The organism is uncultured Rothia sp., assembly GCF_916049665.1.
GTDB lineage: Bacteria > Actinomycetota > Actinomycetes > Actinomycetales > Micrococcaceae > Rothia.
In genome coordinates this window covers 1-12,774 of record NZ_CAJZIE010000064.1, presented here as the reverse complement: position 1 = coordinate 12,774, position 12,774 = coordinate 1, and the positions used below count along the sequence as shown (strand labels likewise).

Below are 12,774 nucleotides of genomic sequence, written 5' to 3'. Positions count from 1 at the left end.
AAGAAGGAGCCGGGGAGTGTCACCACTCCCCGGCCCTCACTTTATTCACTCTCAACCTCGCAGCCTACGCTGGCGCACCTACAGGCTCGCCAGCTCAAGGCCACTCAGCGTCAGGTTACTTAGTCCTTTAGCCCACCGGAACGTTAACGTTCACCAGCGAGTACAGATCCTTCGGATCATCCGGGCTAGCAACCAGGTCAATGAACTGCTGCAGGTCGGTATCCTGCGTAGCAGCACGGGCATAACGCAGACCCGAGAAGTCAGCAATCGCGAAGCCCACCGAATCAAACAGGGTAATCTGCTCATCCGAGACGCGGCCCGGCTCCTCACCAGTCAGAACCTTCCAGAACTCCACCACCGGGAAGTCCGGGTCCTTCTGCTGAATCTCGCCCTCAATGCGGGTCTGCGGCGGGAACTCAACAAACACGGTGGAACGGTCCAGAATTTCGCTTTCCAGCTCAGTCTTGCCGGGGCAGTCGCCACCAATAGCGTTCAGGTGCACGCCGGGCTTCACCTGGCGGTCCAGCAGAACCTTCGCCTGCTGCTTATCGGCGGTGCAGGTGGTAATAATGTCGGCACCCTCAACAGCCTCGTCCACGTCCTTAGCCAGGTGGATGCGGAAGCCCAGCGGCTCCAGGTTACGGCGGAACTTCTCCATCGCGTGCGGGTCAACGTCGTAGACGGACAGGTCCTCAATACCGAGCACCGCGCGCATACCCAGCGCCTGGAACTCAGACTGTGAGCCGGTACCGATCATCGCCATCTTCTTCGAGTCCTTGCGTGCCAGGTGCTTAGCAACCATGGCGGACACGCCCGCGGTACGCAGCGCGGTCAGCAGGGTCATCTCAGCCAGGAACACGGGGTAGCCGTTGTCCACGTCAGCGAGCAGACCGAACGCAGTCACGGTCTGGAAGCCGCGTGCCGGGTTCGACGGGTGGCCGTTCACGTACTTGAAGGAGTAGGTGATGTTGTCGGAGGTGGGCATCAGCTCAATCACACCGAAGGGGGTGTGGGAGGCGACGCGCGGGATCTTGTCGAAGCTCTGCCACTTCTTGAAGTCTTCTTCGAGGAAGTCGACCATGCCGGCAATGATGTTGCCTACGCCGTCCTTCTGAATCCACTTCGCCATCGAGGCGACGTCAACAAATTCCACCGCGTGTGCGCTAGGACGTTCAGTCATGATTTTCTCCTTTGAATATCTGCACAAAACTTCTTTGTGCATCTGGTGGTCACTGCGGATATCTATTATCTCAAAATATATTGCAGGACACACCGTATTAGAAATGCTGTAAATATGTACTTTGCTTTATGTATTACACGGATGTAATACGGAGCGAACACGAAAAGACGTGCAGGGAGGGGGTTCTAGAACTCCTGGAACCTACGGGCTAGGGTTTAGGACTAGGGCCTAGAACCCCCTCATCGCCTTCACCGGGATTCCGCCAGGATTCCACCGGGATCGGAAGCTGCCGTCGGGTTAGCTGCCCTTCGGCTTGTCCTCGTCCTCAGCGTCCAGTTCACCCAGGTCAATGTGGGTACGAGGCTCCGAAACAAGCTTCTTCACCACGGGGCGGGCAGCAATCACAGGCACGGAACCGGTGTAGCCTTCACGGACGCGAGCAATCTCGTTGACGCGGTCACGAACCGTGTACCAGCCGATAATCAGCAGCGGGATAACCACCAGCAGCGACGCCAGGGTGTAGGTGCCCACCGGGTAATCCAGTGCCATCAGCACCAGCACAACAGCGAGGAACACCATCACAGCCCAGTCGCTAAAGCGACCGCCGGGTGCGCGGTAGTTCGGGCGCTTGTACTTGCCCTCACCGACCATCTTCAGGTACTTCTGGTGCGACATTGCGATAGCCGCCCAGCTCGCCATGGTGCCCACCGACGCGATGTTCAGCACGACCTCGAACGCCTGCTCGGGAACGAAGAAGTTCAGCACAACACCGAAGAGGCCAACCACACCGGTCAGCAGAATACCTGCCACCGGAACGCCGGAGCGGGACACCTTAGTGGTGAACTTCGGCGCCGAACCCGCAACACCCATCGAGTGGAGGATACGGCCGGTGGAGTACAGACCAGCGTTCAGCGAGGAAGCAGCCGCGGTAATAACGACCAGCTGCATAATCGGTGCGGTACCGTCAATGCCGATCGAGTCGAAGAAGGTCACGAACGGCGACTCTGCATCCTTGTATGCGGTGTAGGGCATGAGCAGGCAGAGCAGAACCACGGAACCAACGTAGAAGATTGCGATACGCCAGATCACGGTGTTGATAGCGCGGGGGATAACCTTCTCAACGTTCTTGGTTTCACCACTGGTGGTGCCGACCAGCTCAATACCGGCGTAGGCGAACACAACGCCCTGAACCACGATAAGAGCGGGAAGAATACCGTTGGGGAAGAAGCCGTCATTGGCTGCAATGAGTTCAAGGCCGGGGCGGACGCCGTTGATGGGTTCACCGAAGACCAGGTACCAGATACCTACCGCCATGAAGGACAGCAGGGCAAGAATCTTAATGAGTGCGAACCAGAATTCCAGCTCACCGAAGAGCTTCACGGAGATGAGGTTCAGGGCCACAGTGATGACAACGACGATGAATGCGCTGAGCCACTGGGGAATATCTGCGAAGAACTGGTTGTATCGACCAAACCAGCTGATGTAGATAGCGATAGCGGTGGCGTCTGCAACGGCGGTCATTGCCCAGTTCAGCCAGTACAGCCATCCGGATACGAATGCGGCCTTTTCGCCGTAGAATTCGCGGGTGTAGGAGACGAAGGAGCCCGAGGAGGGGCGGTGAAGGATCAGCTCGCCGAGGGCTCGCAGAATCAGGTAGCCGAAGAAGCCGATGACGGCGTAGATGACGGCGAGCATGGGGCCTGCGTCCTGCAGGCGGCTACCGGTGCCCAGGAACAGGCCGGTACCAATAGCGGAACCGATGGCGATCATCTGGAGCTGACGTGCGCCAAGCCCCTTGTGGAAGCCTTCCTGTTCGTGTGCGAACGGGTCGTCTGTGGGGGGCTTGGTGTACTGATCCGCTGCAGAAGTCTGCGGGTTCTTGTTCGGTGAGGTGCTCATGCTATACCTCCTTGGATAGTTACGTCTGAAGCACGTGTTACATGAAATGTGGTTGGGAACACGTCTGTGGGTTGTAACGACTATAGCACGGTAATTTAGGTAAATATAACCCGCGTCACGTAACAATTTATATACATATAATGCATATCTTATGAATATGTTTGGTTCATGTTGTATTGTGTGGTTTTAATTGTTTTGTGAAATAGATTAATTGAACCCTGAGTCCAAAAAATCAATTACCCCACCACCGCACAGCACAAGAGCACCCACAACGGGGTGCTCCAGCAACCTAATCAGAACGGGACTCTAGCCCTCCATCAGGCGGTCAATCTTCGCCCGCAACGCGCGCTCACGACGATTCAACCACCACCAGCTCGGCCAGCGCATCAACGACTTACGACCCACCTGCACGACCGAGGGGAGCTTCGCCTCCGCAAGCGCCACATCAATCTCATGGTCGCTCGCGCCCTCATCACGCATTTTCTCCATCAACTCAAGGGATTTCGCCATATCGCCATGCCCCAAAACATGCCGACTCTTACGCTCCAGAACCTCATCCAACTGGGCACGCACGGGCGCAATAGCCGCCGCATTCGGATGCTCACGCTCAGCACGACGCTGCGCCTGGCGGGCACGCTTCTCACGCTTCGCGTCGAGCTGTTTCGGATTATTTTTAGCGCTCGCCTTGCTCATGGGAGGTTCCTTTCGTTGCGTCCGGGTCATGTGTACGCTGACCTGCACGCACAGAAGACATCAAGTCATTAACACCTCTACTTTACCGCGGTAATTCGCGGAAATTTCGCTGCAGTAAACCCAAAAAAACCCACAAAAAATTAACGATAAATAAGTCGTATCTTGGTAAAATAGTGCGAGTAGGAGGCGTCTCGCGCGCCAACAAAAAATGGTGAACCGGCCCAACAAACGGTAACCGGTCGCATCTATCCAAGGAGTCAGCATATGGCTATTGCAACCCCCGAAGTTTACGCAGAAATGCTGCAGACCGCGAAGGAAAAGGGCTTCGCGTACCCCGCAGTGAACGTAACCTCCTCCCAGACCCTGAACGCTGCTATCCGCGGCTTCGCAGAGGCTGGCTCGGACGGCATCATCCAGGCATCCACCGGTGGTGCAGCATACTGGTCCGGCGCTTCCAAGAAGGACATGGTCGTTGGCTCCCTGGCCTTCGCAGCATACGCACGCGAAGTTGCTAAGCAGTACGACGTGAACATTGCACTGCACACCGACCACTGCCCCAAGGACAAGCTGGAAGGCTTCGTCCTGCCCCTGCTGGCAGAGTCCGAGAAGGCTGTTGCTCGCGGTGAAGACCCCATCTTCAACTCCCACATGTGGGACGGCTCCGCAATCGACCTGGACGAGAACCTGAAGATCGCTGCTGAGCTGATCGAGCGTACCTCCAAGGCAAAGCTCGTTCTCGAGGTTGAGATTGGTGCCGTTGGTGGCGAGGAAGACGGCGTTGAAGGCGCTATCGACGACTCCCTGTACACCACCGTTGCAGACGCAATCAAGACCGTTGAGGCAATCGGCCTGGGCGAGAAGGGCACCTACATGGCTGCTCTGACCTTCGGTAACGTTCACGGCGTGTACAAGCCCGGTAACGTTCACCTGCGCCCCGAGCTGCTCAAGGAAATCCAGACCGAGGTCGGCGCTAAGTACGGCAAGGGCGACAAGCCCTTCTACCTGGTCTTCCACGGTGGCTCCGGCTCCACCGAGCAGGAGATTGCAGACGCAGTGTCCTACGGTGTTATCAAGATGAACATCGACACCGACACCCAGTACGCATTCACCCGCCCCGTTGCTGGCCACATGTTCAGCAACTACGACGGTGTGCTGAAGGTTGACGGCGAGGTCGGCAACAAGAAGACCTACGACCCCCGCGTTTGGGGTGCAGCTGCAGAGGCAGGCATGGCCGCACGCGTGGTCGAGGCTTGCCAGCAGCTCGGTTCCGTCGGTACCTCCATCAAGTAAGGTGCTGTTCGCCCGCCGCAGCTCCCGTAGGTGCTGCCGGGTGTGAACCTAAGCTTCGTTAAGCGAAAGCGGTGCCCGCTTCCTCAGTACGAGGAGGCGGGCACCGCTCTTTTAAATTTCGGGGGAGAGCCTGCCGGGGCTAGTTCTCACGCTAGTTCCCGTGCTGGGTCCCTGTACTGAGACTCAGCAGGGCTCTCAGTAGGGCAGTGGCGGGTTTACTTGCCGCCGCAGCCGCAACCACCGCATCCGCAGCCGCCGGACTTCACAGCCACCGAACCGGAGGTGGGGATGCCGTCGCCGGTGTCGCCGCCCATGAGGTTCACGCGGTTACCGATCTCGGGGCCGCCAACCGGCTGGGGTGCCTTGCCCGCCAGGGTTGCCGCGAAACCTGCGGGCTCCGCCAGGGGGCTCAGGTTCGGGATCATCGACGCCGCCGGGGAACCGGACGGGCCGCACGCCGCCGCTGCCGCGTTCGCCTTCGGCTGGGCGACCAGGTGAGCGCGCGCAAAACGCTTAATCTGCTCGGCGGTCGGGTACGCGAAGGACACCTTCACCTCACCGTTGACGAGCATGAGCGGCAGAACCTCGCGGCCGTTCATCTCAATCTGCTCCGCCACGGGTGCGCACTCTTCGAATGCGGACGGGTAGGAGTCGGTGGAGTACACCTCAATGTCCACGCCCGCATCCAGCGCCTCCTGCGCGGCACCCAGGAACTCGGAGCGCTCCATATCCTGCGGATCCTCCGGGTTCTCGCCGGGGCCCGGAATAAATACTTCAAGAACGGTTTCAGCCGCTTCAGTCATCAGTTTCAGCCTTTTCTCTCTTATAGGCACCGGCTCGGGGGAGGGGTGCCAGTCCTCCACTAAGTGTACTCGGGACCTCAAGAGTGCAGAAGTGTGATTTGAAGTTCCAGAATTGCGGAATATTTGCAGAATTCGAGTCGAATGACTCTCAGCTCGTGAGCTGCGGGTTCAGGTGTTGTATTCTGAGTGCATATGCACCGGAGTGTGCGAACCCTGCAATTATGTGGGTGCCGCCCGGTGTGAAACCAAGAAGGCAACGACGCCCGCATCCGACGCGGACGCATCAGCGCTACAAATACACGCTATTCATAGCGCCACACGACCAAAAGGAGCATATATGTTCGGTTTCGGCAAGAAGAAGAAGGAAGCTGCCGCACAGGAAGCATCGTCCGCAGACGTCTACGTCGCACCTGTTACCGGCGAGTACCTGCCGCTGAGCGAAGTCTCCGACCCCGTTTTCTCTCAGGGCGTTATGGGTGACGGCTACGCAGTGAACCCCACCGCAGGCACCATCGTCGCACCCGTTGCAGGTACCATCGCACTGATTCAGGACACCCTGCACGCATTCATGCTCCGCACCGAAAACGGTGGCGAGGTGCTGGTCCACATCGGTATCGACACCGTTGAGCTCGGCGGCGAAGGCTTCACCAAGATCGCTAACGTAGGCGACAAGGTTGAGGCAGGCGCACCCATCATCGAGGTGGACTGGGCAGCTATCGAGGGTCGCATCCCCTCCAAGGAAACCATGGTGATGATCACCAACACCGCAAAGTTCAACATCTCCAAGGACTCTGAGTCCCGCCGCCCCGTCGCAGCCGGTGACCGCGTCGCTCAGGCATCCAAGAAGTAAGCTGAACCAGCGAAAATAGCTCAGCTTCAATAAGGGTGAATACCCTGTGAAAAACGTTTAACGCAAAAGGTCGCGTCCTGTAGGCTCAATCGGGCTGTAGGCGCGGCCTTTTTCGTTGCACGAGAAATTTTTTAACACCGTATTAAAAGCCGCCACTAAAAGCGGCGGAAAAGGAGGAACACATTCACCCGCATTACACGGCGGGTAAGAATGAGGCGCACATAATACCCTATTTTCCTGTAAACGCAGTGAATCACCGATAAAAAATCGTTATCCTACTTAGAGTTGCAGTTTGAGTTGAGAGAATCCGGACCCTCAGCTATAAACCAAAACTTCAATGAACAACCACACACATTACGCTCAACTCATAAAAGAAAAAGGACTACTACGGTGACTGCATTCCCGAAGACCTCTAAGAATCTGAGCCGCCGCGGCTTCCTCGGCGCCTCCGCACTGGCACCCGCCGCGCTCATGCTCCAGGCAGGCGAAGCCCACGCCGCAGCCAACACCCGCGCACAGCTCGCGGCAGTACACAGCGGCTCCCCCGCACACCAGCTGCTCTACAAGACCGATGAATTCTTCATCGCCCACCGCGGTGCCGGCAACATCAACCCCGAGCACACCGCCTACGCCTACGCAGAGTCCGTACGCCGAGGCGCCCTCGCCGTCGAAATTTCCGTACGCACCACCAGCGACGGCCACTTCGTCTGCATGCACGACACCAACATCAAGCGCACCACCGGTGCGGCCCTGGACGTGCGCGGCCACACCCTCGCCGAACTGCGCCAGCACAAGGTCAACATGCGCAAGAACCTGGGCGAGAAGACCGACCTGTACGACATCCCCACCCTCGATGAAGCCATCGCAGCGGTTGACGCCGTGCCCGCAGGCGGCGAATACGCCTCCGTCGGCGGCAAGAAGGTCGTACTGTTCCTCGAAGCGAAGGACGGCCCCGCACAGGCAGGCCTCGTCAAGTTCATCACCGAACGCGGCCTGCAGCGCCGCACCGTCATCAAGATGTACCGTGACGGCAACGGTGGCTTCAAGCCCACCTCCCGCTACCTGAAGCTTGCTAACTCCGCAGGCTGCGCCACCTGGTGCTACTTCGACGGTGGCGACCCCATCGACAAGATCTCCGCAATGGCACGCCACGAAAACGTGGACGCCATCGGCGTACCCTACTACGAGAAGCCGACCGGCGTTTCCCAGGGCTCCATGAGCGAGGAGAACGTACGCGCCCTCACCGGCCTCGGCAAGGCAGTCATTGTCTGGGAAATCCACCGCCGCTCCGCCTACGAAAAGTACAAGGCACTGGGTGTTAAGGGCTTCATGTGCCCCGACCCCTACTGGGTAATTGGTGACCCCTTCGACGCCAGCGTCAAGATTAAGACCGGCCAGCGCCCCCACGGCATGCTGCCCGCCGACCCCTCCGTCGCAGCAGACATGCCCGACCTGACCGGTGCAGCCATCGTGCACAACCAGCGCTACGACGAATCCGTACTGCTCGGCCCCCTGGCGAACTACACCACCCGTGAAAAGTACACCCTTGACTTCTCCATGAAGTGGACCGGTGCACTGCCGCAGCAGGATGGTCACTACGGCTACATTGCGTTCGGCCGCGAACACGACGGCGCCTTCGGCATCGGTAAGAAGTTCTCCGCAAAGCAGGAAGACGGCACCTACGTGCTCGCCATCCGCCCCAACTACCGCGGTGGCTCCGTGGCGCAGATTCTCTGCTTTGAACCGAACCAGGCAAGCCCGCGCGTGCTGCACACCATGAAGCTGCGCCAGAAGGTCACCACCGGTCAGGCACTGAACTGCAAGATCGTGGTGAACAAGAACAGCTTCTACTACACCGTCAACGGCCAGTACTCCAGCCCCATCAACCACAGCGCCTACCGCGGCCCGTACGTACACTTCGGCCGCTTCCACGGCACCAACGATGGCGGCCCCCTGGAGCTGACCCGAATCGAGGCACGTCAGTCCTGGGTTTGAGAGCGCAGGTGGGCTTAAACCACCGCCGAGCATCCCGCAACTCGCGGCTCACCACCGCGGAGAGCGAGGCGCAGGGCTTCGCGGATGCACACCGAGCATCCCTTCCGGGCTAGGCCTCCCATAACCCCCCAGCTGCTCGCGTACCGAGCAAGAATCCACCCCGAAGGGGGTCGCATCTGTAATGGATGCGGCCCCCTTTGGCATGCCCGCGGTCGCGTCAGGGCGGGGGGGAGGACGGGCGAGGGTACACGGTGACGGGTGGGCGCCGGGCAGGTTCGAGGGGGCAGGGGAGGAGAGGACGGGGACTAGAATTAAAAGCGTCAGAGTCGACCGCACCGGCCGCCCCAACCCGAAAGGCACGCCATGACCACCTCACCCGAAAGCTCCGCCTCCGAGAGCGCTACTTCCGAAAAGCCCGCTGCAAAGTCCGCACAGCTGCGAGGCCGCACCGAACCGCACATGCAAAGCATCAACATGCCGCAGCGCGAACCCATCGACCCCTACGAGCGGCCCTCCTACCCCTTCTTCTACGTGCCTACCGACCTGCTCCTCGGCGGCAGTTGGGTCACCGGCGACAACGGCTCCTTCCCCGTGCACAACCCCTCCTGCGGCCAGATTCTCGCGCACGTTGCTGACGCCAGCGTCGAACAGGGTATCGAAGCACTCGACGCCGCCTGCGACGCCCGCGCTTCCTGGGCGGCAACCAGCCCCCGCGAACGCGCCGACATCCTCAACCGCGCCTACACGCTCATGACGCAGCGCACCGAAGTCATCGCCCGGCTCATGACCCTCGAAATGGGCAAGCCCCTCGATCAGTCCCGCGGCGAGGTCGCCTACGCCGCAAACTACCTGCGCTGGTACGCCGAAGAAGCTGCCCGCAGCTTCGGTCGCACCGCCGTCGCCCCCGAATCCGGACTGCAAATCACCACCGTACGCCGCCCCGTGGGTCCCTGCCTGCTCATCACCCCCTGGAACTTCCCACTCGCCATGGCGGCACGCAAGGTCGCCCCGGCGCTCGCGGCGGGCTGCACCGTGGTGCTCAAGCCCGCCTCCCTGACCCCGCTCAGCTCCCTGTACTTCGCGTACCTGATGCGCGAGGCGGGCCTGCCGGACGGCGTGCTGAACGTGGTGACCACCTCCCGCACCGGCGAGGTTGTCTCCGCGCTGATGGCCGATGAGCGCCTGCGGAAGGTGTCGTTCACCGGCTCCACCGCCGTGGGCCGCACCCTGCTCGCGCAGGCTTCACAGAACGTTCTGCGCACCTCCATGGAGCTGGGCGGCAACGCCCCGTTCATCGTCTTTGAGGATGCGGACATCCCCGCCGCCGTTGAGGGTGCCTACGCGGCGAAGATGAGGAACATGGGCGAGGCGTGTACCGCCGCCAACCGATTTATCGTGCACGAGGACATCGCCGAAGAGTTCACGCGCGCCTTCGTGGAACGCATGGAGGCGACCGTCGTAGGTGACGGAACGGTCGAGGGAACCGATTGCGGACCGTTAATTCAACCTTCAGCGGTTGAATCCATGCTTTTTATGGTGGAAGACGCCCTGGGCAAGGGTGCGCTCCTCGCCTGCGGCGGTTACATTCCCGAGCTTGAGGAAAACGTTCCGAGCGATACCGGCGGCATGCCCAAGAACCTTAACAAGGGCAATTTCATTCGCCCCACCGTGGTGACCGGCGTGACCGATTCGATGCGCGTGTGGCGTGAAGAAATCTTCGGCCCCGTCGCCCCGATTGCCACGTTCAGCGGCTACGGTGAGGAGGGTGAACGCACCGCCCTGAAGCTCGCCAACGACACCGAGTACGGCCTGGCGGCGTACGTGTACACGAGCAACCACCCGCGCTTTACGCGCATGGCGGCGGGTCTGGAGTTCGGTCTGATTGGCTACAACTCTGGCGTGATCTCGAACGCGGCGGCACCCTTCGGTGGCGTGAAGCAATCCGGCATGGGCCGCGAGGGCGGCCCCGAGGGTCTGGAAGAGTACACCGAGCTGCAGTACATCGGCGCGCCGAACCCGTTTGCCGGATAAGGCTGTTTGCCGGATAGGGCGAGATGCCGGTTACGGCAAACCCTGGATACAGTGAAGTCCCGACGGGCACCCGAGAAGGTGCTTGCCGGGGCTTCGTGCTGTCTAAGTCATGCGCGGGTTTTAGAGCTGAAACAGACCGCGCAGTTCGCGGCTGAAAGCATCTGCGGGACCCTTGCCACACGAGTTGGGGCGCGGCTCAAGGGTGACCCGCTCGAAGAAGGCGACCCAGGTGCGTCCGTCGGTGTGGGAGGTGAGTGCTGCCTCCATGGTGGGGTGCTTGGTGAATTCTTTAGGGGAAAACGCCGCAAAAAATTCAGGGGAGAACTCAGTGCTTGTCTCGACGTTCACGTCGACACCCGCCTCGCGGAGTGCAATGAGCGCTTCTCGCCCCGATGTTTCACGTGAAACCAAACCCCCAGAGGTTACTTCTTCACCCTTTTTCTCCAGTTCAAGGCGTACGGCAACCTCCGCCGCCTGCTCCACCGGGGTATCCGTACTGCGACCACGCAGACCGTGCAGGGACGGAATGGAACGACCCGCCAGCGACAGGTACGCCGCCAGTGCCGAAGGCTCCGAGAGGCGACCGTAGGTGTAGCCGGTGGGCAGCATAATGCCGACCGGGGCAAAGCGGTGACCGCCCGTATGCGAGCACTCCCAAACCGCATTCGGCGGCAGAATATCCGCCAGGTGCGCCGCAATGGGGCGACCACGCAGGGCGCAGCAACGGTCACGCTTGGAGTGGGTGCACACGAGAATAGCGGGGGAGTCCATGAGCTCCGCGCCGGTCACCTGAATCAACTCCTGCGGGTTGTCCAGGGGCAGGTTGAGCAGTTGCTCGGGGGCGCTCACGCTGAACGAGTAGAGCTTCTCCTCACCCGGGGTGCTCTGCGTGTAGAGCACCCGGTGGGTCGGGGTGCCGGATGCATCCGGCGCGCCGTGCAGTACGCGCCCCTCCCTGCCCGCCTGGCGGATCAGCAGGAACTTCAGGCCAGCCTGCGAGACTGCCTCGCCCAGTGCTGCCGAAAGCTCCTCGCCGAGGGCGGAGCCATCCAGTACGTCGCGGCCCCACTGTCCCACGTGTTCGAGCGCCAGCCAGGCGGTGGCGCGTCCGGCGGTGCCACCGAGCGCCTCGTCGTCGTAGAGGGAGCAAGAGTCCTCGGGGATCTTGGTGGCGCGGGTGCGGGAGGAGAGTTCGTCAGCGTGCGCGGCACGCAGATTGTTCAGCTCCGCGGGGTTGGTGGCGCGCGGCTCGGGGGTTGCGGGGGTGCAGGATTCAGTCATAGTTCCTCGATTCTACGCCTGCAGACTGTGGGGGCACTAAAGTACCCAAAAATCGCCTATAAACCTAAAAGACAACCTTATGGGGGTGATTTTTAGGGGTTATCGGGTGGTCAACTACTCAGGAAGGAGCGCCAAAGCGACGCGGTAGAGGTTTTCCTTTTCTTCGGGGGTGCCGAAGAACGAGCGGAGCATAAACCCCTGGAAGACCATCATGAAGGCGTCCGCGGTGTCGCGGGCATAGTCGGTGATGAGCGCTTCCTGTTCGGGGGTGCGCTGCGCCGGGTCGGGGTTGATTTCGTGCAAGACGCTCAGCTGGTCGACCGCCCAGGGGGTGAGGGTCTTGGTAATGATGCTCTGCAACAGGGGAATGACGTCCGCGGTTGCCTTGGCGATTTCGGGCGTGTGGAGCGATTCGAGGCGAATGCGCAGCATGGCGGAGAAGTTCTCGTTGACCTGCTGGTTGGTGTAGATAGCTTCGAGGAGATCCTGGGGGCCGGCGCCTTCGGGGAACGCGCCGTAGAGCTCCTTGAGGTAACTGAGGCGTTCGTTGACGGCGCCGATGAGGATGTCTTCTTTGCCGGAGAAGTGCGAGTAGATGGATCCGGAGGACAGCCCGGATGCCTTGATGATGTCGCTCATGGAGGTGTTGGTGTAGCCGCGCTCGAGGAAGCAGTCGATGGCGGCTTCGATGATTTGGGCTCGGCGGGCGGCTTTGGTGGCGTCTGTTAGTCGGGGCATGGTTCCAGTCTAGG

10 protein-coding genes are annotated in these 12,774 nt (G+C 60.5%); 4 read left to right on the top strand and 6 right to left on the bottom strand.

Annotated elements, in window-relative coordinates; all coding sequences use genetic code 11:
- Positions 1-127 precede the first annotated feature (127 nt).
- The 3 genes from QZ540_RS06885 to QZ540_RS06875 form a co-directional block, all read right to left on the bottom strand.
- Positions 128-1,180, bottom strand: coding sequence for an ornithine cyclodeaminase (locus tag QZ540_RS06885; protein WP_005504242.1), 1,053 nt, complete (start codon positions 1,178-1,180; stop codon positions 128-130).
- 297 nt (positions 1,181-1,477) lie between these two features.
- Complete coding sequence (locus QZ540_RS06880; RefSeq protein ID WP_294628696.1) at positions 1,478-3,079, bottom strand: amino acid permease; 1,602 nt, start codon at positions 3,077-3,079, stop codon at positions 1,478-1,480.
- Between the two features lie 306 nt (positions 3,080-3,385).
- A complete protein-coding gene (locus tag QZ540_RS06875) occupies positions 3,386-3,772 on the bottom strand; it encodes a hypothetical protein (protein WP_049342000.1) in 387 nt (128 codons plus the stop codon).
- 264 nt (positions 3,773-4,036) lie between these two features.
- Between QZ540_RS06875 and fbaA the strand changes: the two genes are divergently transcribed.
- Complete coding sequence (gene fbaA / locus QZ540_RS06870; protein ID WP_012902702.1) at positions 4,037-5,062, top strand: class II fructose-bisphosphate aldolase; 1,026 nt, start codon at positions 4,037-4,039, stop codon at positions 5,060-5,062.
- Between the two features lie 215 nt (positions 5,063-5,277).
- Here fbaA and QZ540_RS06865 read toward each other — a convergent pair whose 3' ends face one another.
- Positions 5,278-5,865: an arsenic metallochaperone ArsD family protein gene (locus QZ540_RS06865; RefSeq protein WP_294628693.1), complete on the bottom strand. Its 588-nt coding sequence runs from the start codon at positions 5,863-5,865 to the stop codon at positions 5,278-5,280.
- A 337-nt stretch (positions 5,866-6,202) separates the two neighbouring features.
- Here QZ540_RS06865 and QZ540_RS06860 point away from each other — a divergent pair, with 337 nt between their 5' ends.
- The 3 genes from QZ540_RS06860 (at position 6,203) to QZ540_RS06850 (ending at position 10,741) form a co-directional block, all read left to right on the top strand.
- A complete protein-coding gene (locus tag QZ540_RS06860) occupies positions 6,203-6,715 on the top strand; it encodes a PTS glucose transporter subunit IIA (protein WP_049354085.1) in 513 nt (170 codons plus the stop codon).
- A 390-nt stretch (positions 6,716-7,105) separates the two neighbouring features.
- Positions 7,106-8,710, top strand: a complete 1,605-nt coding sequence (locus QZ540_RS06855) for a glycerophosphodiester phosphodiesterase (RefSeq protein ID WP_294628691.1) — start codon at positions 7,106-7,108, stop codon at positions 8,708-8,710.
- Positions 8,711-9,073: 363 nt separating this feature from the next.
- Positions 9,074-10,741 (top strand): NAD-dependent succinate-semialdehyde dehydrogenase, encoded by a 1,668-nt coding sequence (locus tag QZ540_RS06850; RefSeq protein WP_294628689.1) that lies wholly within the window; start codon positions 9,074-9,076, stop codon positions 10,739-10,741.
- A 120-nt stretch (positions 10,742-10,861) separates the two neighbouring features.
- Here QZ540_RS06850 and QZ540_RS06845 read toward each other — a convergent pair whose 3' ends face one another.
- Together QZ540_RS06845 and QZ540_RS06840 are read right to left on the bottom strand one after the other, a co-directional pair.
- A complete protein-coding gene (locus tag QZ540_RS06845; protein WP_294628687.1) occupies positions 10,862-12,022 on the bottom strand; it encodes a sucrase ferredoxin in 1,161 nt (386 codons plus the stop codon).
- Positions 12,023-12,136: 114 nt separating this feature from the next.
- The gene (locus QZ540_RS06840) at positions 12,137-12,760 is read right to left on the bottom strand and encodes a TetR/AcrR family transcriptional regulator (RefSeq protein ID WP_294628685.1); all 624 of its coding nucleotides are present in this window, start codon (positions 12,758-12,760) and stop codon (positions 12,137-12,139) included.
- Between the last annotated feature and the right edge of the window lie 14 nt (positions 12,761-12,774).